The organism is Metasolibacillus sp. FSL K6-0083 (assembly GCF_038630865.1).
Lineage (GTDB): Bacteria > Bacillota > Bacilli > Bacillales_A > Planococcaceae > Metasolibacillus > Metasolibacillus fluoroglycofenilyticus.
This window is the reverse complement of sequence record NZ_CP152046.1, coordinates 3,737,423-3,759,210: the sequence shown is the minus strand read 5'-3', so window position 1 is coordinate 3,759,210 and position 21,788 is coordinate 3,737,423. Positions and strand designations below refer to the sequence as shown.

The 21,788-nt window shown below is 37.7% G+C and carries 25 protein-coding genes; 11 read left to right on the top strand and 14 right to left on the bottom strand.

Going from position 1 to position 21,788, the window contains the following annotated elements; translation table 11 throughout:
• Position 1 precedes the first annotated feature (1 nt).
• The 4 genes from MHB51_RS17565 to MHB51_RS17550 form a co-directional block, all read right to left on the bottom strand.
• A complete protein-coding gene (locus MHB51_RS17565; protein ID WP_066166482.1) occupies positions 2-1,738 on the bottom strand; it encodes a sensor histidine kinase in 1,737 nt (578 codons plus the stop codon).
• Positions 1,735-2,241 carry an NUDIX hydrolase gene (locus MHB51_RS17560; RefSeq protein WP_342558707.1) on the bottom strand — a complete coding sequence of 169 codons (507 nt, stop codon included), beginning with the start codon at positions 2,239-2,241 and terminating at the stop codon, positions 1,735-1,737. The genes MHB51_RS17565 and MHB51_RS17560 overlap by 4 nt, the downstream gene beginning before the upstream one ends.
• 508 nt (positions 2,242-2,749) lie before the next feature.
• On the bottom strand, positions 2,750-3,961 hold the full coding sequence (locus MHB51_RS17555) for an NAD(P)/FAD-dependent oxidoreductase (protein ID WP_066166487.1): 1,212 nt from the start codon (positions 3,959-3,961) through the stop codon (positions 2,750-2,752).
• 196 nt (positions 3,962-4,157) lie between these two features.
• Positions 4,158-5,354: an EAL-associated domain-containing protein gene (locus MHB51_RS17550; RefSeq protein WP_066166489.1), complete on the bottom strand. Its 1,197-nt coding sequence runs from the start codon at positions 5,352-5,354 to the stop codon at positions 4,158-4,160.
• Positions 5,355-5,871: 517 nt separating this feature from the next.
• On the opposite strand from MHB51_RS17550, the gene MHB51_RS17545 reads away from it, so the two are divergent.
• The 6 genes from MHB51_RS17545 to MHB51_RS17520 all read left to right on the top strand — a co-directional run bounded on the left by MHB51_RS17545 (position 5,872) and on the right by MHB51_RS17520 (position 9,113).
• Complete coding sequence (locus MHB51_RS17545) at positions 5,872-6,126, top strand: hypothetical protein (RefSeq protein WP_342558706.1); 255 nt, start codon at positions 5,872-5,874, stop codon at positions 6,124-6,126.
• A 319-nt stretch (positions 6,127-6,445) separates the two neighbouring features.
• Positions 6,446-7,369: a DUF3238 domain-containing protein gene (locus MHB51_RS17540; RefSeq protein ID WP_342558705.1), complete on the top strand. Its 924-nt coding sequence runs from the start codon at positions 6,446-6,448 to the stop codon at positions 7,367-7,369.
• A gap of 107 nt (positions 7,370-7,476) precedes the next feature.
• A complete protein-coding gene (locus MHB51_RS17535) occupies positions 7,477-7,893 on the top strand; it encodes a hypothetical protein (RefSeq protein ID WP_342558704.1) in 417 nt (138 codons plus the stop codon).
• An 18-nt stretch (positions 7,894-7,911) separates the two neighbouring features.
• The gene (locus tag MHB51_RS17530; RefSeq protein ID WP_342558703.1) at positions 7,912-8,292 is read left to right on the top strand and encodes a VOC family protein; all 381 of its coding nucleotides are present in this window, start codon (positions 7,912-7,914) and stop codon (positions 8,290-8,292) included.
• Between the two features lie 90 nt (positions 8,293-8,382).
• Positions 8,383-8,796, top strand: coding sequence for an SRPBCC domain-containing protein (locus MHB51_RS17525; RefSeq protein ID WP_342558702.1), 414 nt, complete (start codon positions 8,383-8,385; stop codon positions 8,794-8,796).
• Positions 8,796-9,113, top strand: coding sequence for a metalloregulator ArsR/SmtB family transcription factor (locus MHB51_RS17520; RefSeq protein WP_342472101.1), 318 nt, complete (start codon positions 8,796-8,798; stop codon positions 9,111-9,113). Before MHB51_RS17525 ends, MHB51_RS17520 begins: the two co-directional genes overlap by 1 nt.
• A 185-nt stretch (positions 9,114-9,298) precedes the next feature.
• Here the strand turns inward: MHB51_RS17520 and MHB51_RS17515 are convergent, their stop codons facing one another.
• From MHB51_RS17515 to MHB51_RS17500, 4 genes are read right to left on the bottom strand one after another with little or no spacing between them, the layout of a single operon-like run.
• Complete coding sequence (locus MHB51_RS17515; RefSeq protein WP_342558701.1) at positions 9,299-9,790, bottom strand: pyridoxamine 5'-phosphate oxidase family protein; 492 nt, start codon at positions 9,788-9,790, stop codon at positions 9,299-9,301.
• A 12-nt stretch (positions 9,791-9,802) separates the two neighbouring features.
• Positions 9,803-10,582 (bottom strand): ABC transporter ATP-binding protein, encoded by a 780-nt coding sequence (locus tag MHB51_RS17510; RefSeq protein WP_066166503.1) that lies wholly within the window; start codon positions 10,580-10,582, stop codon positions 9,803-9,805.
• Positions 10,582-11,571, bottom strand: coding sequence for an iron ABC transporter permease (locus MHB51_RS17505; RefSeq protein ID WP_066166506.1), 990 nt, complete (start codon positions 11,569-11,571; stop codon positions 10,582-10,584). Before MHB51_RS17505 ends, MHB51_RS17510 begins: the two co-directional genes overlap by 1 nt.
• 21 nt (positions 11,572-11,592) lie before the next feature.
• Entirely contained in the window at positions 11,593-12,603 is a 1,011-nt protein-coding gene (locus MHB51_RS17500; protein WP_066166509.1) for an ABC transporter substrate-binding protein, read from the bottom strand.
• Positions 12,604-12,755: 152 nt separating this feature from the next.
• Here MHB51_RS17500 and MHB51_RS17495 point away from each other — a divergent pair, with 152 nt between their 5' ends.
• Positions 12,756-13,280 carry a DNA topology modulation protein FlaR gene (locus tag MHB51_RS17495; RefSeq protein ID WP_342558700.1) on the top strand — a complete coding sequence of 175 codons (525 nt, stop codon included), beginning with the start codon at positions 12,756-12,758 and terminating at the stop codon, positions 13,278-13,280.
• Complete coding sequence (locus tag MHB51_RS17490; protein ID WP_342558699.1) at positions 13,277-13,720, top strand: GNAT family N-acetyltransferase; 444 nt, start codon at positions 13,277-13,279, stop codon at positions 13,718-13,720. The genes MHB51_RS17495 and MHB51_RS17490 overlap by 4 nt, the downstream gene beginning before the upstream one ends.
• A gap of 39 nt (positions 13,721-13,759) precedes the next feature.
• Here the strand turns inward: MHB51_RS17490 and MHB51_RS17485 are convergent, their stop codons facing one another.
• Together MHB51_RS17485 and MHB51_RS17480 are read right to left on the bottom strand one after the other, a co-directional pair.
• Positions 13,760-14,974: an ISL3 family transposase gene (locus MHB51_RS17485; RefSeq protein ID WP_342558443.1), complete on the bottom strand. Its 1,215-nt coding sequence runs from the start codon at positions 14,972-14,974 to the stop codon at positions 13,760-13,762.
• 279 nt (positions 14,975-15,253) lie between these two features.
• A complete protein-coding gene (locus MHB51_RS17480; protein WP_066166518.1) occupies positions 15,254-15,625 on the bottom strand; it encodes an iron-sulfur cluster assembly accessory protein in 372 nt (123 codons plus the stop codon).
• Between the two features lie 149 nt (positions 15,626-15,774).
• Between MHB51_RS17480 and MHB51_RS17475 the strand changes: the two genes are divergently transcribed.
• Complete coding sequence (locus tag MHB51_RS17475) at positions 15,775-16,461, top strand: DUF2225 domain-containing protein (RefSeq protein WP_066166521.1); 687 nt, start codon at positions 15,775-15,777, stop codon at positions 16,459-16,461.
• A 244-nt stretch (positions 16,462-16,705) separates the two neighbouring features.
• On the opposite strand, the gene MHB51_RS17470 is transcribed toward MHB51_RS17475, so the two are convergent.
• The gene (locus MHB51_RS17470; protein WP_342558698.1) at positions 16,706-18,058 is read right to left on the bottom strand and encodes a sodium-dependent transporter; all 1,353 of its coding nucleotides are present in this window, start codon (positions 18,056-18,058) and stop codon (positions 16,706-16,708) included.
• A gap of 113 nt (positions 18,059-18,171) precedes the next feature.
• Positions 18,172-18,408, bottom strand: a complete 237-nt coding sequence (locus MHB51_RS17465; RefSeq protein WP_107943137.1) for a NifU family protein — start codon at positions 18,406-18,408, stop codon at positions 18,172-18,174.
• Between the two features lie 84 nt (positions 18,409-18,492).
• Between MHB51_RS17465 and MHB51_RS17460 the strand changes: the two genes are divergently transcribed.
• Positions 18,493-18,819, top strand: coding sequence for a YuzD family protein (locus tag MHB51_RS17460; protein ID WP_066166528.1), 327 nt, complete (start codon positions 18,493-18,495; stop codon positions 18,817-18,819).
• A gap of 411 nt (positions 18,820-19,230) precedes the next feature.
• On the opposite strand, the gene MHB51_RS17455 is transcribed toward MHB51_RS17460, so the two are convergent.
• Positions 19,231-20,298: an NAD(P)/FAD-dependent oxidoreductase gene (locus MHB51_RS17455; protein WP_066166531.1), complete on the bottom strand. Its 1,068-nt coding sequence runs from the start codon at positions 20,296-20,298 to the stop codon at positions 19,231-19,233.
• Positions 20,299-20,620: 322 nt separating this feature from the next.
• Between MHB51_RS17455 and MHB51_RS17450 the strand changes: the two genes are divergently transcribed.
• Complete coding sequence (locus MHB51_RS17450; protein ID WP_066166534.1) at positions 20,621-20,857, top strand: YuzB family protein; 237 nt, start codon at positions 20,621-20,623, stop codon at positions 20,855-20,857.
• A 177-nt stretch (positions 20,858-21,034) separates the two neighbouring features.
• Here MHB51_RS17450 and MHB51_RS17445 read toward each other — a convergent pair whose 3' ends face one another.
• Positions 21,035-21,550: a hypothetical protein gene (locus MHB51_RS17445; protein ID WP_342558697.1), complete on the bottom strand. Its 516-nt coding sequence runs from the start codon at positions 21,548-21,550 to the stop codon at positions 21,035-21,037.
• Positions 21,551-21,788: the final 238 nt, after the last annotated feature.

Genomic DNA, 21,788 nt, shown 5'->3' with positions numbered 1-21,788 from the left:
CCTAGTCATCTATCGGAACAAAAATCTTTACCGTTGTCCCTCTATTTTCTTTACTTTTAAACTCTACCTTTCCACGGTAATTATATATTTCTTTTAAACGCTCTGATATATTCCATAATGCTGTACCCGTTCCATTAGGCGAATCTATCACTTGATTGCCCAATAAAATTAATTTCGTCTTTTCTATACCGCAGCCGTTATCAGCCACAATAATTTCAAGCATCTCTACATTTTTTCTCGCGGTAATGCTGATTTCACCATTTTTAAGCTTTTTAAAGCCATGATGTATCGCATTTTCAACGAGTGGCTGTAACGTAAAAGGCGGTACAAGCACTTTTAATAAGCGTTCATCTATATCAAATTTCACCGCATATTTATTTGGGAAGCGCGCCTGTTCAATCGTTAAATAGGCTTCGATATGTTCTATTTCTTTTTCTAAAGGTATGCGCATTTGCCGCGCACCTTGCATATTGCTTCTGAAAAAAGAGGCAAGCTGTAATAGTAAATGACGTGCCTGCTCTTGGTCTGTACGGATTAAACTTGATATCGCATTAATGCTATTAAAGAAAAAATGCGGATGAATTTGTGCTTGTAGCGCTTTAATTTCAGCATCCTTTAATAATTTTCGCTGTTTTTCCACTTCTGCATACTCAAGCTGTGTAGAAAATAATTTACTTAGACCTTCAGCTAGCTCCTCCTCTACCGCAGTAATATGGGCTCCATCTGTAAAATACATTTTTAACGTCCCTACCGTTTGCTGGTGCACTTGTAAAGGTAGGACGAGGGCCGCCTGTAATTTACAATCTTTATGAGGGCAACTAATTTCTCCCTTTTTCGTTGCCTTAATAATTTTGCCATGTTTTAGCACATCATATGTTAGCTTTGTCATAATTTTTTGCTTCGTTAGGTGATGGTCTGCCCCTTCGCCAACATGCGCTAAAATACCATGCTGGTCTGTAATGGCAACTGCGACTACACCTGTAGCTTGCTTAATGATTTCCGCAGCCTGATAGCACGATTCCTCATTTAATCCTTGCCTAAAATGGATAACTGTTTTTTGTGCAATTTGAAACGCCTCATGTGTTTGTGTCGCCTTCGTACGTCGCTCCTCAGCAATTGATGTTTTAATAATAAGACAAAATAAAAAAATTCCAAATGCATTCATAAAAATCATCGGCACTGCGATAATTTGCACTAAATTCAATGCCATTTCAAAAGGTCGGGCAATTAGCAAAATGACAAGCATTTGCAGGCACTCCGCCAATATCCCAATGCCCATCGCGTGTCGGTAGGAAAATGTTTTTTCGACATGGAGCTTGCGCCCTAGAAACCCTGTAATAATTCCCGCTAAAATCGTTGAAATACCACAAGCAATTGCTGTATAACCACCTAGAAAAATACGATGGATACCAGCGATTAAACCAGCGCCTATGCCGACTGCTGGTCCGCCGAAAATTCCTGCAATTGCGACTCCTACTAATCTTGTATTGGCAATAGCTGCTGTTTCTTCAACCTGTATTCTTACAATGTTTGCACTAATATTCCCATTGTCAATGCGAATACCTAAATAACTGCTTATTATACCTAATGCGCCGAATACTACGATAAGTATGAGCTTCGATGAAGTATTTTGCTCCCGATACAATATGCTTTGGAACGGTCGCCATTTGGAGATTAAGAATGCAAAAATGACAATGATTCCAATACGCTCCAACATATAGACGGATAATTCAATCATTTATGGTCCTCATAATTGTTAAAAAATAAATGATAAGCTGTATAGCCAAATACTTTTCCGGGGTCAATATCTGTCCATAAGCCTAACTGGTGCTGTTTTACATGATATGTAGACATTTCTGCTAGCATTACAGATGATTTCGGATCTTGCGCCAACTTCTCTGGCGCAATCCAATAGGCTGCCACAATCTCCCCCTTCTGTATTTGTATATGCTCAGTTGTTGCTTTGCCATAAAATATCGCCATATTATCGCTTATATCCTCACGAATAACACCTGTTCGAAAGCCAATAAGTCCCTGTATCGTGCAATCAATGCCCGTCTCTTCCTTTACTTCGCGTCGTGCAGCCATATCTGCTGTTTCAGCCTGTTGCACAAAGCCAGCAGGTAAAGACCAACAGCCTTTTAAGCCACCGTACGATTTCTCCACTACAAGCCATTCCCCATCCCTGTTTTCAATAACGGCTGCGACGCCTAGCCATACTTTCCCACGCTCTTTTGACATACTCATTCCCCTTTCCTATGTACTATTATAAGCTTGCTTCTTTCAATAAGAAAAGCATATAAAGTGAAACTTTAATCAGTCGGAGGTTTTCCGACTGATTATTAGTTGAACCAATCGGGCTTTTACGGGCAGTTGGTCTACTGCCCGTTAATGCGGGATAAAGTGAAACTTTAATCAGTCGGGGGTTTTCCGACTGATTGTTAGTTGAACCAATCGGGCTTTTACGGGCAGTTGGTCTACTGCCCGTTAATGCGGGATAAAGTGAAACTTTAATCAGTCGGGGATTTTCCGACTGATTATTAGTTGAACCAATCGGGCTTTTACGGGCAGTTGGTTTACTGCCCGTTAATGCGGGATAAAAAAACGGCTATCTGAAAAGTTGTGCGTTAGCTCACTTTTCAAACAGCCGCTGTCTTAAAATAATTACATCTCGTCTAACTTTAGTCCAGATTTTTTCGAGCTCGCTCGAAAACGCTTCTTCAAAATCTATGACCTCCGCTGAAATAAATTAGATAAATTTAAACTTCCCTTTTTTCACTGTTAAGCCTACGCCACCTACTAAGTATAGTGCGCGGTTATCTACAATTTTCTTCAATGCAGATGCCGTTTTACCAGTAAGCTTGCGACCTACAGCATCAGCAATCGCATCATCATGCCCTAGAGAACAAACAGCGCCTTTGTCATCATAAACAAATGTTTCTGTTTCTTCACCATTCATCAAATGCTTAATGTTTTTCGCAATTGTAACAGCCTGCTGCATTGCAATTTGTGCAGTTGGTGGATACGGACGTCCAGCCTCTTCATTTAATAGGAAGGCACAGTCACCTACTACGAATACATCATCAAAGCCTGGTGCACGCATATCTTTACGTACAGCGATACGCGCACGATTTGATTCGATGCCAGATGTTTCAACAAGCTTGTTTCCACGTACACCAGCAGCCCAAATTACTGTACCTGCTTTAATGAATTCAAACTCATCTTCACCTTTTTTAATATTAACGCCTTCTTCTGTTGCTTCAACAACAGGTGTACCGATTGAAAACTCGATACCTTTTTTCGCTAATTGTGCTTTTGCATATTCTACTAAGTTTGGATCAAAGCCTGGTAAAACCATTGGTGCTGCTTCGACACATAGTACGCGCACTTTTTCTTGTGGAATATCAAACTCTTTGCAAAGCTCTGGTACACGGTTACCAAGCTCACCTAAAAGCTCAATACCTGTAAACCCTGCTCCACCAACGATAATTGTTAGCTTGCTATCATCCTTCACTTCATCTAATGACCATGAAGCAAATTGATATTCAATATGCTCGCGAATTTGGCGCGCAGCATTTAAGTTTGCTAATGATAAAGCATATTTATCTAAACCTGGAATGCCGAAAGTCTCACCTTCGAATCCTAAGCCTAAAACTAAATAATCATACGTCATTTCACCAGCAGTTGTTTGCACTTTGCGTTCATTAACATCAATGCTTTCTACAGATGCTTGTACAAAGCGAACATTGTTGTTAAGTACATTTGCAATTGGATAACGTGCAGCGTCAGGTGAAATTGTACCTGCTCCTACTTCGTGTAACCAAGTTGTTTCATAGTGGTAATCATTTTTGTTCACTAAAATAATTTCTGCTTGCTCACCACTAACCATTTTTTGAAGATTAACAGCTGTTGTTAATCCGCCATAGCCCGCGCCTAATACTAAAATTGTCGGTCTTTTCACTGAAATCAAAACCCCTTTAATTGTATTATACTAGCGCAAGGCAAATAAAAAAGAAGTACGAAATACTTCACTAATACTTACGCTAGGTCGACATATTTTCGACAAAAATCTCTCCCTACTATATTAGCCCTTTTATGCTACAATTTCAACACCTTAAAAGCAAAGTATTTTCATTTGATATATTGTTGTTTTCCCACTAACTCACAATGTTATTTTCATATAAATAATCGTACGATACATCCATAAACAAATATTCATTTTGAGGCAATGCCATTGAATATGTTCTTGTCAGCTCTGCTGTTTCAATATCGCTATATGTTTCGGAAAACTTGCTTTGACCGTCATGTCGCATTTTAATTAAATTTTGTAAAAAGTATGGTCGCCAGCTCCAATTTTTATGAATGGCATCCTGCTGAATTCGCCAATTTCCTTCTATTAGCATAATATTTGGTGTTGTTTGAAACCCTTCCCCATCACAAATATAGAGTCTAAAAATATACGGACGTAGCTTTTCGGCTAATTGTAATAAGCTATCAATATTTGTGCTTGTCGGCTCGACTTGTTCAACTGCTGCAATAATTTTCCTTTCTAACATTTTCGTTGCTTCATATTTTTGCTCTAATAGCTTCTTTTCCGTCATAATGAACTGCTTACATTCATCATGGAAGCGAGATTTTAGCGTATCTCTTGCGATAAATTCCTTTAAAGGCGGCTCTAAATAAACGCCTTTATAATAGCGTGCTCCATTTTTCCAGCCATGCTGTAGTTGATAAACCGCATCTACATTGCTTACTAGTAAAGATGCGCCAATTTTTAAAGCTAATGCGCGAAGCGTGGAGAATACATGGTTTTGCGCGCTCCAATGATTGTAATCTAATTGCTCCACTTTCATCTTTAATACATAGGGCTCTAATAATAGGATGTGATTCAAGTTGCTATGCGCTCCTATATCATCAAGCGCTATTTTAATTCCGTATGTTTTCATATATTTTACGACATGGTGTAATTGCTCGATATTCCCTTTATAATGGTGCTCGCTAATAACAAGAACAAGTTTTGACAATAACTGCTCTGGCAGCATTTCTTTTAATAATGTAAAATAACTCTCTCCAAAATCAAGCATTAATAAGTTTGGATTACACGGTATATATAAATCGACATCATTTATTTTATCCCCTACGATTTGCAGTGATTCGCGAATAATGAGCTGCTCAATTTCGGCACGAATTTCCTCTGGAATTTCTTCACTAGCTGAAAACATAGTTAAATTGATATTTTCATCCAACTGTCCCAGCACCTCATATGCAGCCACACTATGCTCATCTGCGCTATAAATAGGCTCAAACAATATTTCAATTTGATCGAGTTTATCTAACACATTTAATACATCCATTGCCAAGCCTCCCTATTTAATCTCTGCTCTTATCATAATCTATCTCACTTCTTTGTTCAAAGGTCTGCTATGTGTAAATCTATCAGAAAAAGCTGAGGTATCTTCGTTACCTTTTAAATTCAGTATTTAAGGTCTTTTAAAACAAATTATACATTATTTAATATAGTAATTATTTTAATAAAACACAAACGAAATAACTGAAAAACACTTCTCTGTATTACACTTTTGGCACCTTCAATCGCTATTTTTATCTACTACCATACAACATATTTTTCAATATGAAAATTGTATTGATTGAAGTAATTAAGGAAACCCTCTACCGATTAAAGAATTACAATTAAAAACCAATTTAGTGTTGATTTTGGTAATTACACATTTTATAATTCAATTATCGTTACCGAATTAAAATTAAGAGGTGTTTATAGATTATGAAAAAATCGTTTTTCTATATTTTAATCTTTATGTTTAGCTTAATAATTGGTGATACGATATATGCAAAAGAAACAAAAAAATAGCATTGAATCTTAAATATGACATAGGCGAAGACAGTGTAATATTTACTTGGGACGATTTAGGAAAATCATATGCAATATATGATGATAATGAGGAAATATGGTTTGGCGATGAAACTACCTTTGTTATGAAAAAGCTAACTAAAGATAATTATTCTCTAACTCTTATTGCATATAATGAGATTATCCCTATAGATATGGCTATAGTTAAATTCCAAACTAATTCAGAAAAAAGAAATACCCCATATCAGGTGTGTTGATTAGCCTTTATTTTACAGAGAAAACCTAGTCATTCGTTAATTTCCGCTGCGGGGGACGCTTTCCTCGGGGTGCGGCTTCAACTAATTTATTTCGGCATTCGCCGAAATAAATGGATTTTCAGCTCGCACTGATCCCGATGGAGTCGCCCCCTCCACTCCAATCAACGAGTGTATGCCTAACAAAAGGTGCTTCCTCTAAATAAAACATGCTAATTAATAGACAATATTTACATAATCAACACATCTGACCCCATATATTGATTCTTTAATAAGAGTAGATGAAATTAGCGAATTATCTAATGTCAATTTAGATGTAATTATGAGTAATAATTATGTACAATTAGAATTAAAAGGATCCATTCCAGATGACGATGGCATTTATGAGGTATATCGTGATGATATTTATATAGGTTCGTTGGACAATAAAAAATTAATTGATACAAATGTAATGGAGAAACAAACCTATACTTATAAGATTATAGGTAAAAAAGAGCGCAGTGATGTAGAAAAAGAAGAAGTTCAAAAATATATAAAAGAACATAATATTATAATAGATGCAATTCAATTAAAAGAACTTTATCAAAAACCATATGAAATGATTCGTGTAGTTAATGTTCCAAGTAGCCTGGATGAAACAATAGAGCAATTAACTTTAGAACCATTAGTATCTGCTACTCCACTGTATGTTTTTAGATATAAAACTTTTATTCCTGATTGTATGGTAAGTGCTTTATCAATTGTCCAAGGACTAGCAGGCTATCAATTTGGAGGAGATTGTAGAGGATTTTCGTTTAATGAAACAGAAAAGTATCGCACTTATGTAGAATCACCAATTAGCTTTACAGGAACGGGAAGTTCGTTAGATACAACTGGAAGGTTTGTAGGTTGGACATATTTGTACAATGGAAGCGGGACATTAGTTGAATCACGAAGAGCAAGTAATTCAGGGATTGTATATTCAAATATCACCAAATCATATAATCAACTTTCATATACTTTAACCCATGGTGTTGCAATTCCATTTGGAAATGCTCCGGAAATTAATTATAAGTATACAGTAACAATGAATCGTGGTGGAAGTTTTGTAGTTGAAGGCTCTCGTGACCAAGCACCCAATCATGAATTTTATGTATATAGCCCAACTAATGATATATGGTCTAGAACCTTGATACAAGCGACAAATAAAGGATTCGAGTATCTATTTCCTATATATCCCAATGCCACTTTTAAAATATCATATTGATTTCTAAATTAATTAACGGCTTGATCTAAGGTTAATTTATAGAATACGTTAAATTTCCTATTAGAAAATATTTTAATATTGTTGCCTTAAAATTTGATACGTTGGGGATGAGCACTATATTAAGACCATTTATCGATAAAATATTAACTGCATTTTTTTCAACAATACTTACCTCGTTTGCTTTGGCAAGTATCATGTACCGTCCAAAAGAATTAATGGCTCAGCAGCAAACATATTACGCAAGTTTTATTGAGCTATTTGTGTGGTATAGTATTTATGTATTTGTCATTTATATGACAGTTGGCATAGGCATATCTTTTTTAATTGAGCAGAGGACGTCTAATACATGGTACAGCTTGTTTTTACATGGTATTTTAGGCGGGCTAATAATCACTATTTTTTCTTTATTATCAGGAATACAGACAGATTTAGCTGAACTACTTGGCATCTTTGTAATAGGTGTTAGCGCAGGGGGTATATTTTATAGTGTACAAGCGATATTATTACGAAAGCGAAAAAAATAATGTGAGCGGAGGAGTTTTATGATTCATCAAATTGGACAAATTATGCTTTATGTAAATGACCAAGAGGCAGCAGCAAGGTTTTGGACAGAAAAAATAGGCTTTGTTTTAGTAAAGGATGAAGAAAACCATGGGATGCGCATAATTGAGATTGCCCCTGCAAAAGATGTACAAACATCTTTCGTTTTGCATAATAAAGCTATGATTGCGCAAATGCAGCCTGAGTTAAACTTAGGTACACCTTCCATTATGTTTTATGCAACAGATGTTGAGGCATTGTACGAGGAATTTAAAGCTAAAGGAATTACCGTTGGTGATTTAATTACCATTCCAGCAGGCAAATTATTTAATTTTGCAGATGATGAAAATAATTATTTTGCCCTAATTGAAAAAACGTTATAAACTACTCTTTGATGATTGACATGTAACCAAAAGGTGTTATATATTTATAACACCTTTTGGTTATACTTTTTTAAAAAAGGAGTTAGAATAATGACAAAGGATATTGTTAAAACGGTTTTACTAAACGCACCAATTACGAAAGTATGGGATATTGTATCGACCTCTGAAGGTATTAGCGCATGGTTCATGCCAAATGATTTTCAAGCTATTGAAGGGCATCATTTTACAATTCAATCCCCCTTCGGTCCTTCACCATGTAAAGTAGAAAAAGTGGAAGCCCCACATTTTTTGCGATTTGCTTGGGATGAGGATGGCTGGTATGTAATATTTGAGCTGAAAGAAGTTGATGGGCAAACTGAATTTACGTTAACACATGGCGGTTGGAAAGAAGGCGGTCATATTATTCCAAAGACGAATTTACCTGTTGATGCAGTGCGGAAGAATATGGATGGTGGCTGGACAGCGATTGTTGGTAAAAAATTAAAAGAGGTAGTAGAGGCTTAATGGCACAAACTGCCGAGAAATATGATGTATTCCAAGCCATTGCAGACCCAACAAGACGTCAAATTTTGCAATTGCTGGCGCATGGTAACCAGCCGATTACTAATATTTCCGCACAATTTGCCATAAGCCGCACAGCCGTTGTAAAACATTTAACTGTACTTGAGCAAGCACAGCTCGTAGCTGCCGAAAAAAAAGGACGAGAAAAAATATATACGCTTCATGTAGAGGGCTTAAAGGAAGTCGAGGATTGGCTACAATACTTTGAGCTGTTTTGGGATAATAAACTCCTGCAACTACAGCGTCTAGTAGAAGAATAATTAGAGCTGTCTTTAAAATGGAAAGCGAGCAATTCACTTTCCCGTATTTTAATTTCAAAGGAGGGCGGCTAAACTTAGTGCTTCTCACATTTTCAAAGAAAACTCTTACAAATATTTTACCAAAGCACCATTTTAAACGTTAAAAGAGCTGGCGACTGCACGGCTCTTTTAACGCTCCCCTATCGCTATTTTTTATCCACTACAACGTGCTCAAACTTCGTGCCTGAAGGGTTGACATCAAATGCTTTACCAAAACCAACAACGTAACGCCCTTCTATCGGTGTCAAAGAGAACAGTGAGAAGTCTAATGTTTTTAGGAGGGACATAATTTGATTGCCATGCGTATTTGAAAAGGCTTCAAAAATTGTCTCATGCCCCTCATTTCCTAAATTTTCTGGCGTACACTTAAAGCGTAATCGCTCTGTTGCAAAATGATTATGTGTACTAGCTTCATCTGCAATTAGTAGCATATCGACAACTTTACTATTTTCAATAAAGCGATAGTGGTCTGCTATACGACTAATATAAATATAGAAAGTATCGCCTATTTTCACGACAGGTGAATTGCTAATAAAAGGCTCGCCCTCGTCATTTAACATGCTCATGACACAAGTTTTTCTGCCTTCAATAAAATGTAGATAGTTTTCTTTTTCCTTTTCAATATTAATTGGCTTCATTTTTATTCCTCCTTATTTGACAGCACTTACTAAATGAATGCGCGGCGCTTGATCCCAAGCAACATACTCTACTTCTGATTCCATTTTGTATACTTCACGTATCATGCAAGTTGTCATAACTTCCTTTGGGTTGCCGATACATTTACAGCAGCCCTCTTGTATAACAATAATTTTATCGCTATAAGCCGCGGCCTGGTTTAAATCATGCAATACCATAACAACCGTCATCCCCATATCTTGATTTAATTCACGCACAAGCTGTAATACTTCATGCTGATGCGAAATATCTAAATAAGTTGTTGGCTCATCAAGCAATAGTATTTGAGGTCTTTGTGCTAAAGCCATCGCAATCCAAGCTCGCTGTGATTCACCGCCTGATAGTGCAGAAATCGGACGATCTTTATAATGCAATAAATGCGTCTTCTCTAAAGACCAGTGCACAATTTGCATATCCTCATCGTTTAAACGCTCAAACCACTTTTTATGCGGGTAACGCCCATAGCTTACTAAATTTTCAACTGTAATATCATTCGGTGCTTGGTTTCGCTGACTAAGCATACATAGTTTTTTAGCTATTTCCTTTGAGCTCATCGATTTCATATTTGTATTATTTAATGTAATCTGTCCTCGGTCATATGGATGCATGCGCGCAATCGATTTTAACAACGTCGACTTCCCTGACCCATTCGGTCCGATAATGGAGACAATTTCCCCGTCTGTTACTTGAAAGGAAAAATCTTTTACTACCTGCTTTTGCTCATAACGAATGCATACATTATCAACTGCTAGCATTAGAACGCCCTCCTACGCATTAAATATAAGAAATATGGACCGCCAATTACTGCCATTAAAATACCGGCTGGAATATCTAAAGGGGCAAATAATGTGCGTCCGCCAGTATCAGCTAATAGCAAGACAAGTGCCCCTAACAGCATACTCATCGGTAACATATATTTATAATCTGAGCCAACAAGGATACGAGCCATATGTGGCACGATTAGCCCAACAAAGCCTATCATCCCAATAGCTGCTACAGAAATGGCAGCTAAAAAAACAGCCAGCAATGATAATACGATGCGGATACGTGTGACATTTTCCCCTAAATTGATTGCTACTTGGTCACCCAAGCGGATAATATTCGCTTTACGAATGGCAAAAATGGATAAAATCCAGCCTACTAAGGCATATGGATAAATCATCAGCAAGGCGCCATTGCCTTTAGCTGCTAAGCTACCATTTAACCATTGCACTGCAGACGGCAATCTATCACTATATATAATAGAAAGAAAGCCGACAATTCCCCCACATAAAGCATTCACTGCTACACCTGATAAAATGATGGTAATTGGTGTGATGCCTGTACGACGCCACGCTAATAAATAAACAATAAAAGCAGCAATGACACCACCAATAAAGGCAGCAATCGGAACTAAGTATGTGTATTCTGGATAAACGAGCATAATGACTAGCACACAGGCTGCCGCACCTGCCGTTACACCTGTTAATCCAGGGTCTGCTAGTGGATTTCCCATCACCGCTTGTAGCAATGCACCTGAAATCGCAATATTAGCACCTATAATTAATGCTAGTAATACACGTGGTAAACGAATATCAAAAATAATCGTATGATATTTTGCTTCACCTGATGTTGTAAATAATGTTGATAATATATCTGGTACTGCTATTCGTACACTACCTAAACCGATTGCAATTACGGCAAAAAGCAGTAAGCAGCACAAGGTAATGATAATAATCGCACGACTTTTGGCTGTACTTACCATGTTGCCTCAAACTCCTTTTACTTATTTAACAAAATAATCTGCCACTTTCGTTAATGCATTTTCTACATTCATAATCGAAGTTACACCGAATATGCTGTAATCTAAAATATGAATTTGCTCATTTTTATAAGCGGATAGCTTTGTCCAAGCATCATTTTTCGCTACTTCTTCCTTGAACATTTCCTCACTAGCCCCATGGTCGCCAGAAGCTAATACTAAAATAACATCTGGGTCATATACAACAATGTCTTCTAAGTTGACAGCCGAATATGTCGATTCTACTTTTAATTCTGTTGTTGCAATATTCTCTGCACCTAAACGTTTTACTAAGCTACCTAAATAAGAATTTTCACTCATCACCATAAACGAATCAGATGTACCAATCATTAATAATACGCGAGGTAACTCCTTACCTTCTGCTAGTTTCATTAATTCATTTTCCTTATCAAGAATGGAGCTAAGTACTTCATTCATTTTCTCCTCTTGCCCTAAGTATGTGCCTAATACCTTAAAACTTAATTTCAAATCCTCAAATGAATCTGTCGGCAAGTAGGCTGTCGTTAAATTAAGCCCCTCTAAGCTTTTATCTAGCGAAGATTGCAATGATTTCGCACCAATTAATAAATCTGTTTCTAAATTCGTAATTACCTCTAAATCTGGCGCCATCGGTGAACCGATTTGTGCTATATGATTAAATGCTTCTGGAATTGGATTTGTAGAAGTTGGTACACCAACTGGCTCTACATCTAACAGGTGTAGCATTTCAGTTAACGGCACAGATGTCACGACAATGCGCTCAGGCTTTTCTGCTGGTAAAGCTGCTAATAGCTCTTGGAATTTCGCCTCATCAACCCCGTCATTTTCTAACGTTAGCCCTTCATCTTCAACCTGCTCCTCATTCTCTGTTTCAGTCGCTGCTTGTTCTTGCTCATTTGCTACAGCATCCTCTTTTTCAACTGGCTCTACCTCTTTTTCAGCACATGCGACTAATAAAAGTACGGCAAACATAAATACAACCATTATTTTTTTCAACTCAAAATCCCCCACTTAATTAATAATGAAAATCATTATCAATTATATTTCAAAACGTATGATTGTCAATATGAATTTTAAAAAGAATATTTTTTACGAACGCTCTCCTATGCTAAAATGACTTTACGCAAAGCAATAAAGGAATGAAATAAATGAAGAAAAAAATCCATATTATCGGTAGTGTCGGAAGCGGAAAATCAACTTTGGCAAGGCTGCTGGCAAGCAAATATGATATGTGCTATATCGAGCTAGATAATATCGTGTGGGAGCGCCATCCTAATGGGGATATACGCCGCTCAAATGAAGCAATTTCTCAACTAATTCAGCAAGTGGCGAGTCAAAATAAATGGGTTACAGAAGGCGCACATTATCAGCATTGGGTAACACCGCTTTTCGGACAGGCAGACTATATTATTCACTTACAGCCCCCTTATTTTACAAGGCTATGGCGCATTCATAAACGATTTTTCAAGCAAGTTTTAAGGCTAGAAAAATCGAATTATAAACCTACGTTGAGCATCCTACGCAATATGTATAAGTGGAATAAATCGTATGAAAAAACAGGTCAGTGGAAAATTAAAGAGCAATTACAGCCATTTCACGATAAAGTTGTAACGGTAAAATCACAAAAGGAGATGGAAAGGTTTATATATCAACTAGAGGGAGTAGTAGGATGAATTATCATATAGCAATTTCATTGAAGAAGAACGAAAAATTTTCAACCTTTTTACAGGAGAAAATTAGAGAATTTAATAATCAGCATTCCGTACACCATAAAGCAATAAGAAAAAAAGAAGCAATACAGCCACTTAATATTATCGTATCAGACGACGATAAGAATTGGATTGGTGGTTTAAATGCAGAGGTTTACTGGAATTGGTTAGAAATTAATAATTTTTGGTTTCATGAAAATTATAGAGGCAAAGGCTTAGGCGGAAACCTTCTTTCCCAAGCCGAGGAAATCGCGAAAGAGATGGGGGCAACGAAAGTACTTTTAACCACTTTTGAATTTCAAGCGCGCACATTTTATGAAATGAAAGGCTATCAAGTTGTTGGTGAAATTAAAGATTATCCCCCTGGAAGCGTCTACTACACAATGGTGAAAACGCTTATTTAACGGTTCAACGTCAAATGTTGGGGTGAGGTAAAATTCACGTCACCCCAAATGAACCCCGATATTTCTATACCGAATGTTTAATAAGATTTTTGCTTTGAAGTGATCGAAACGCCGAAAGCCATATGCGTTGCGTTTCATCACTTTTGTTCTGTTGTTAATGCCTTCTAAAAATCCATTGGAATAAGGGAAGTTAAAACTGTTCAAAATCTCTACCTGCCAGTTTCTAAAAGTTTTAATGGCCTTTAAAAACGCATGAATCTGCTTCGTTTCCACTTCCTGATAAAATACTTCTAACCGCCTTTTTACTTCTACTACATTTTCTGCTGTTTTAGCCCAGTCAAACCATTCGCAATAAGCTTCTTTCAGTTCGTATGCCTGCCGTAATTCTTCAGACATCCCCAAATAACGGTCCACATACCAGCGTTCTTTTCGGGTCAGTTTAGATGCCCGTTTATAGAGCACATGACGCATCCGCTTACACTTCTTCCGGTCATATGCGTGCCATTCCTTCTGCACTTTTCGCCGTACCTCATCCAACGCCCAGTAGATGTACCGGCAATAGTGGAACCGGTCTGCAATGATGACGGGCCGACTCAATGCTTTTTTGACTGCTGCTTTGAAGCTTGGATTCATGTCCATCACCACCAGCTCCACGCCCTGACCATATTGGCGCAGATAGTCCTGAATCGTTTCTTTCCGCCGGTTGGGTAGGATATCAAGCGGCTCCCGGGTTTTTGCATCCGCAATGATCAGTTGGAATTTTCCTTCGTCTGTATCTCCTTTATATTCATCAATCGCAATGGCTTTCGGCAGGCGCACGCCTTCTGCCATATGCGTTTTTGCGGCTGACTGAAAGCGGCGGATGATGGTGGAACTAGAGGCACCGAGAACCTCACCGGCTTCTTTAAACGTCTTGGCTTTCACGGAGCGCACCTGTGCCACCTGATTCCATTCCTTTGTGAAGCGCTGATACCTTTCCACAAATGGAGCGTGTTCAGAGAACCTTTTTCCGCAAGAACACGCATAACGGCGCCGTCTGTAAAACAGGCAAGTCAACCGTTCAAACCACTTCAAATGCTTGACTTTCTGCATGCGGTAATCATGGATTTTCTGTGTAGTTTCCCCGCAGTTCGGGCAGCGATGAGGTTTTTTAGGAAGAGACACATAAAGGCAAGTCCGCTCTCCAAGCTCCTCCACCTTCTCGATAATAACTCCTTTTAATCCAGGGATATTCATGATAAAATTCATATGCACGTCTCACCTTTCTCTTACTTGTTTCTCAACAATTCAAGTATAAAAGAAATCGGTGAGTACGTGTCTTTTTTTATCCAAATTGTGTGTACACCCCAACAAATATTATAGAACCTATTTAACTTATTTTCCGTAAATATACAAAAAAGCCACCTCAATTTGTGATGTTCTGTAACACACAAATCAAGAGGGCTCGATAAAACACAACCCTAAATAGGCTAATTTAAGGTTGTGTTTATATATTATTTGGATTGTGTATACTCAATTCACAATCCTACTTTGTCACTCACAAACCTCAGGCGTGCTCTCACGTCCTGCTGCACGGAAAGATGTGCCACAGCCGCATGATGCAAGGGCGTTTGGATTATCGATGGTGAAGCCACCACCCATAAGTGATTGTTTAAAATCGATTTTCGTTCCTTGTAAAATGCCTGCATCTTCCTTTGATACGACGATTTGCAAGCCATATTGCTCATCTAAAAAATCGTCCTCATGCTGTTCTGTATCAAAGGCCATTCCGTATGAAAGACCGCTACAACCGCCACCTTTAACCGCGACGCGCAAATAAGAGCCTTCTTCCTCATTATGTGTCATCATTTCCTTCACCTGAAACGCTGCCGCCTCTGTCAATTCAACAACTTGTTTTGTACTCATCACAGTCACCTTCTTTCTTACTCCTATCATATCAAGAGCGCCTCAATGTGCCAACAAAACTGTTTGTATTTCGACTTATTTCATACTTTCTTCTTAAATAAAAGTGTTATAATAATACTATGTATATAAATGAGGGGCGTGAATATTTGATGGAAATCTCACCTTTTTACGAGAAAAAAGTAGATTGTTTGCATTGTAAAAAAAGTTTTCCTACTTTTAAAATACGAACGAAATTTATTAAAGTCAAATCAACTGAATCCGACTTTCAGCCTATTTATGAGGATGACAATGTAAATGCGCTTTACTATAATGTTTTTGTTTGTGAGCATTGTGGATTTTCCTTTACAGAAGACTATTCAAAGTACTTTGCACCGGGTGTGTCTGAGCAAATAAATGAACAAATATCAAGTAAATGGGTACACCAATCCTTTAAAGGCGAACGCACTGTTTTTCAAGCAATTCAAGCATATAAGCTTGCTTGGCTTAGTGCTACAATCAAAAAAGAGCGCTTTGTCACAGTAGCTGGGCTGACACTTCGTTTAGCTTGGCTCTACCGGTCATTAAACAATAAAGAGCAAGAAGAGCGCTTTTTGCATGTGGCACGCGATCAGTATATGGAATCTTATTCTACTGAGGATTATGCCAATACACAAATGTCTGGCGTAAGAATTATGTATATGGTTGGTGAGCTGTCACGCCGAATAGGTGATTTCGAAATGGCAACACGCTTCTTTTCAAAGGTTATTGAAAGCCAACGTGTTGGTGGTGAAGCAAGGCTTGTTGACATGGCTAAGGAGCAATGGGAAATTATTCGCGAGGAGCGAGCAAAACAGTAAAGGGGTCGTCTGAAAAGTCATTTTTGAGACGACTTCTTTGCGACGTGTAACCGAGTTTAGTGCTGAAAGCGAAGCGACAGGTACAAACATTTAAGATAGAAGCAGGGGCTGTACGAAAAGATATACACTTTTCGTACAGCCCCTTTCTTATGAATTAGCGACAGCGCGAACATAGCGCTGTCGAGACAATCTAAACCCTTTTCAATTTTAAAGAACTATTTATATTTTCCACATAATAAAGCCGTTAAAAATTTAATATACCGATTGCATCTAAAAAGACAATAATAATAGCAATTGGTGCTACATATTTAATCGCTATGAGCCATATGGCAAATAACCTCTTGGCATAGCTTGCCCCATCACTAATTTCTGTTAGCAATGTGTTTCGAGGTATAGCAAAACCCGCGAAAATAGCAATTAATAACGCCCCTAATGGCATTAAAATATTGGAGACCAGATAATCCGCTGCATCGAATATTGTCTTATCAAAAATCGTAAAATCACTTAGCATACCGTAGGATAACGCTGAAGGAATACCAACGATAAAAATCAGCAGACCTGTAATCCATGTCGTGCTTTTTCGTTTTTTTCTATCTTGCTTTGTTACTGCTGCCACGATAATTTCTAGCATCGAAAATGCAGAAGTTAGTGTAGCAAATAGGAAAAGAATTAAAAAGACTAATAAGAAAAATGTCCCAAACGGCATTTGATTGAAAACAGCTGGTAGCACGACGAATAATAAACCAGGCCCCTCAGTCGGCTCAAAGCCAAAGGAAAAGACAGCCGGGAAAATAGCAAGCCCTGCTAATAGTGAAATAAATAAATTCATCAGCACGATTGTTAATGCTGATTTTGGTAAGTCCTCGTTTTTCGATAAATAAGAGCTATACGTTACCATTACAGAAACACCTACACTAATTGAGAAAAACGATTGCCCAAGTGCAAATAAAATTGTTTTCGAGCTCATATTTGAAAAATCCGGATATAAGAAAAAGTGAAGACCTTCTCCAACACCATCTAATGTTAACGAGCGAATAATTAAAATAAGGAAAGAAATAAATAATGCAGGCATCATAATTTTACCTGCTCGTTCAATTCCTTGTTGAACCCCTTTTGCCACGACGAAAATGGTAATTGCCATAAAAATAAATTGGAATAAAATTGCGTAGAGAGGATTCGCAATAAAATCATTAAATAGCGGCGCATACGCAGTTTCAGAAAGTCCAGATAAATTTCCAATTACCGCTTGAACCATGTAAAGAATAATCCAACCACCAACAACACTATAAAATGATAGCAAAATAAAGCATGTAATCATGCCGAGTATTCCAACAAAATGCCATTTTGAATTAGGTGCAAATGTTAAATAAGCTGAAACTGCATCCCTTTGCGAGCCACGACCAATGGCAAACTCCGCTAATAGGATTGGCAGCCCAACGAAAAGCGTAAAAATTAAAAAAATGAGGAAAAATGCTCCTCCACCGGAAACTCCAGCGATATAAGGGAATTTCCAAATAGCTCCCAGCCCTATTGCAGAGCCGGCAGTTGCTAAAATAAATCCTAATCTTGATGTCCATTGTTCTTGCTGTTGACCCATAAATAAACTCCTTTATAAAAAAACATACCTACTTATTATACATGATATTCAAACAAAAAAAGTGGCATTTGGATGCAAATTGCTTCCAATGCCACTTTTTCAGGTAAGCTATATTAGAATACTTGCTCTACTTCAACAATTCCCGGTACTTCCTCTAATAATGCACGTTCAATACCAGCTTTTAATGTAATTGTAGAACTTGGACAGCTACCGCATGCACCTAGTAAACGTAATTTTACGATACCTTCTTCAATATCTACTAATTCACAATCCCCACCGTCACGTAATAAGAACGGGCGTAATTTATCTAAAACTTCCTGTACTTGTTCGCGTTGTTCTAATTCTGTCATTTTTCTCGACTCCTTTCATTAAAATCATTATAATGTGAAGGAGAGAAAAAAGCCAATATTGTATTACGAAAGGTTGGATTTTATATGACAGCATCTAAAGCAGTAATCGAAATATACGGAGCAGATATTATTTGTGCGAGCTGTGTCAATGCACCTTCTTCTAAAGACACATATGAGTGGCTACAAGCAGCTATTGATCGCAAATATCCGAATCAACCATTTACAATTCGCTATATTGATATTGAAGGCGATTTAGGCGATAAACGTGATATCGACTATGCAAATCGCATTCAAGAGGATGAATTTTTCTATCCGCTCGTTTTAATTAATGACGAAGTCGTTGGCGAAGGCTATATCCAAATTAAGCCTGTTTACGCCGCACTCGAAAAACTAGGCTACACATCGGAATAAAAGTTTAGATGTTCAGTCGTACAGTTGCCAGCTAGTTAAACGCTTTTATCGGTATTGAAATAAAGTGAAGCTTCAATCAATCGGGTTTTTACGGGCAGTTGATCTCCCACTTATCCTTAAGCCGATTTTCACTTAAGTCTTGAAGTGAGAGTCTTACTGCCCGTTAATGCGGGATAAAATGTTGACTTAGCAAGACTTCCTTTGAAAGTGTGATAAACACTGGCTTTAACTATGCTTACCTTAAGTAAGGAAGATACGATGAAAACCTTCTTTTAATGCGTTACCACAAGAAAAGACTTTGAATCAACTGTTTTTAGCTTCTCAAAAAGAAGCAAGCCCTTTTTCAACCATCCTCCCTTCAAACTAACAGCAAAAAGGAAAGCGACGCGCCAGCCTGCTTTCCTTTTTGCCTTAATTGTTTTGACGCTTATACATCCAAAGCAAGCCTGATTTCATTAAACGAGCAATACGCCCGGTTACTGTTGTATCTGCTAAATGAACAAAGCCTTGTTTCTTCCCTAGCGAGCCCATAAAGCCCTTTAGTTTAATTTCTGGCATCGTTGCTGGTAGCGGTTCATTATTCCAACGATGGCGTAATACCTTTACAATACGCTCTCCTTGCTCCTCTGCAAGCTGTGCTGTTGGCGGTAAATCAGATGAAGCGCAGTCTCCAACAACAAAAACATGTTCATCATTTAGTAATGTAAAGTAGTTTGTGACAATTGGGCGACCGAATTTATCTTTCTCCACTTCCATGTCTCGTACAATTTTCACAGGCTGCACCCCTGCTGTCCAAACAACAGCATCTACTTCGATTACTTGATCATGATTATAAAGATGATTTTCTTCAACCTTTGTAATATTCGATTCAGCGATTACTTCAACATTATGTTTAATAAACCATGATTTCACATAATTACTTAGCTTTTCAGGAAAATCTCGTAAAATACGTGTTGAACGGTCAAATAATTTAATATTTAAGTCTGCACGGCTTTCACGTAGTTCACTAGCTAATTCAATACCTGACAAACCTGCGCCTACTATAGCTACCGTTGAGCCTGGTGGTAAACCACATAGCTTTTCAAATGTTGTTCGCGATTTAGCAATTGTTTGAATACTGAATGTGTGCTCCTTGGCACCAGGTACTCCGTGATATTTATCTTCACAGCCAAGCCCAATTACTAAATCATCATATTTTACTTCTTGACCGCCCTCCAAATAAACCGTTTTATCCTCTCGGTCAATGCGAATAACTTCACCAAAAATAGTTTTTAAGCGCGGATGCTCTGGGAAGGCTACACGAATCTCTTTATCCGTCGAAGTCCCTGCTGCAAGTGCATAAAATTCTGTTTTTAAGCTGTGGAATGATGTGCGGTCAATTAAAGTAATTTCGGTATCTTGTGGGAAATTATTCGGTAATAGGCGTAGCAGTATACGCATATTTCCATAGCCCCCACCTAATAGTACTAATTTTCTCATATGCTGAGCTCCTTTTACTTATTTTCATTAAAACAGAGTACCCATTTCTCCCCCTCAGTAGAAATGGCGTGCCCCCTTTCCTTCATCCAGCAAATGCCCAAATACCTACTGAACTAAAAGAATGCCTCTGGCAGTTGTCACAAATTTTTCAAAAATGTTAGCCGAGGCGAAATTGATATAAGATTAACTATTCAATAAGAGTATAGCTCATTGTGATATGTTTCACAATATGTTCCGAAATATTTTGTGAAACATTTCACAAAATATGTTGTTTGACGTAATTACTAAAAAAAAGTAGCATACAATTGTGAGGTGACTTGTAGTGAATCCAATGGTTGAATTTTGTATTAGCAATTTAGCAAACGGCGCACAAGAAACATTTGAGGTGCTTGAAAAAGACCCCAATATTGATGTTCTTGAATATGGCTGCCTAAGCTTTTGCACAAAATGCTCTGAATGCTTTTATGCGCTTGTCAATGGAGAGCTTGTTGAGGCTGACACACCTAGCGAGTTGACTCAAAAAATATATGCTTATATTGAAGAAAACCCTCTTTGGTAATAAATAAGAGGCCTAAAATTCAGTGTTTTTAATGATGCTGTTCGAAAACACTGAGGTGTCTTTGTGGTTATGGAGGTATGGACTTTATTTATTTATTTTAAAATGGCTATTCTTTCAATAAAACACAAACAAAACGTCCAAAAAGCAGTGCTATGCACGCTTTTTGGACGCTCTTTATTATTTCATCTGTTTTAACACTTCTTCTTTAATAAATGGCTCTGGACTATAAAAGTTTGGTGACTTAATAATTTTTCCATCTTCACGACATTTCGCGTATTTATTGCCATTCTCATCTGTGAAAAGCTTCGACATATTTGCGCCTTGTACAATATCAAAAACGGGCTCAATATCTACTCCGATTTCTACTGCCGAACCGAATGAAAAATATAATTGGTCTGCTAAAGCATCTGCTTGGGCAATTACTTTTTCTTCAGTGCTTTGAGGAAACTCGCCATTTAATGATTTTTCATATGCCTTTTGAATACCAGCTAAAAAATACTCGTAGCTTGCCGCAAACTCCTCCTTCGTTGAACAAGAAGCTGCAATAAACTCAATCGCCTCCTCGGCTGTCCAAACGCTACGGTTAATTGCTCGCTCTCGCTCCATTGGCACAAGCTGCTCTGGTGCAGGGTGTTTAAACGCGATATGAAAGTCGCGAACATGATTTTGTAATTTGTTTGCAAATTGTTTCATAAAAACTTCTACTCCTCTTTCAATATAATTCTAATCATACACGAACTATATCCAAAGAGGAACCTTATGTGCCAATTTAAAATTTAGGCTATGTGAACAAGGGGACTATTTCAAAAGTCGAACTTCTCCTCAGTGCAGTGAAAGGTTAGCTGTGCCCTTATTTTAAATTCAAAAGAAAGCAGCTAAGCTCTGAATTTAGCTCATTTTCAAAAAGCTCTTCTTTATGATTCCTTTGCTT

Bases quoted from the DNA above. Each gene is read 5' to 3' on its own strand.
- MHB51_RS17565 (WP_066166482.1), bottom strand. From the start codon at position 1,738: ATGATTGAATTATCCGTCTATATGTTGGAGCGTATTGGAATCATTGTC.
- MHB51_RS17560 (WP_342558707.1), bottom strand. From the start codon at position 2,241: ATGTCAAAAGAGCGTGGGAAAGTATGGCTAGGCGTCGCAGCCGTTATT.
- MHB51_RS17550 (WP_066166489.1), bottom strand. From the start codon at position 5,354: ATGGATGTATTAAATGTGTTAGATAAACTCGATCAAATTGAAATATTG.
- MHB51_RS17540 (WP_342558705.1), top strand. From the start codon at position 6,446: ATGAGTAATAATTATGTACAATTAGAATTAAAAGGATCCATTCCAGAT.
- MHB51_RS17535 (WP_342558704.1), top strand. From the start codon at position 7,477: ATGAGCACTATATTAAGACCATTTATCGATAAAATATTAACTGCATTT.
- MHB51_RS17530 (WP_342558703.1), top strand. From the start codon at position 7,912: ATGATTCATCAAATTGGACAAATTATGCTTTATGTAAATGACCAAGAG.
- MHB51_RS17525 (WP_342558702.1), top strand. From the start codon at position 8,383: ATGACAAAGGATATTGTTAAAACGGTTTTACTAAACGCACCAATTACG.
- MHB51_RS17520 (WP_342472101.1), top strand. From the start codon at position 8,796: ATGGCACAAACTGCCGAGAAATATGATGTATTCCAAGCCATTGCAGAC.
- MHB51_RS17515 (WP_342558701.1), bottom strand. From the start codon at position 9,790: ATGAAGCCAATTAATATTGAAAAGGAAAAAGAAAACTATCTACATTTT.
- MHB51_RS17510 (WP_066166503.1), bottom strand. From the start codon at position 10,582: ATGCTAGCAGTTGATAATGTATGCATTCGTTATGAGCAAAAGCAGGTA.
- MHB51_RS17505 (WP_066166506.1), bottom strand. From the start codon at position 11,571: ATGGTAAGTACAGCCAAAAGTCGTGCGATTATTATCATTACCTTGTGC.
- MHB51_RS17495 (WP_342558700.1), top strand. From the start codon at position 12,756: ATGAAGAAAAAAATCCATATTATCGGTAGTGTCGGAAGCGGAAAATCA.
- MHB51_RS17490 (WP_342558699.1), top strand. From the start codon at position 13,277: ATGAATTATCATATAGCAATTTCATTGAAGAAGAACGAAAAATTTTCA.
- MHB51_RS17480 (WP_066166518.1), bottom strand. From the start codon at position 15,625: ATGAGTACAAAACAAGTTGTTGAATTGACAGAGGCGGCAGCGTTTCAG.
- MHB51_RS17475 (WP_066166521.1), top strand. From the start codon at position 15,775: ATGGAAATCTCACCTTTTTACGAGAAAAAAGTAGATTGTTTGCATTGT.
- MHB51_RS17470 (WP_342558698.1), bottom strand. From the start codon at position 18,058: ATGGGTCAACAGCAAGAACAATGGACATCAAGATTAGGATTTATTTTA.
- MHB51_RS17465 (WP_107943137.1), bottom strand. From the start codon at position 18,408: ATGACAGAATTAGAACAACGCGAACAAGTACAGGAAGTTTTAGATAAA.
- MHB51_RS17460 (WP_066166528.1), top strand. From the start codon at position 18,493: ATGACAGCATCTAAAGCAGTAATCGAAATATACGGAGCAGATATTATT.
- MHB51_RS17455 (WP_066166531.1), bottom strand. From the start codon at position 20,298: ATGAGAAAATTAGTACTATTAGGTGGGGGCTATGGAAATATGCGTATA.
- MHB51_RS17445 (WP_342558697.1), bottom strand. From the start codon at position 21,550: ATGAAACAATTTGCAAACAAATTACAAAATCATGTTCGCGACTTTCAT.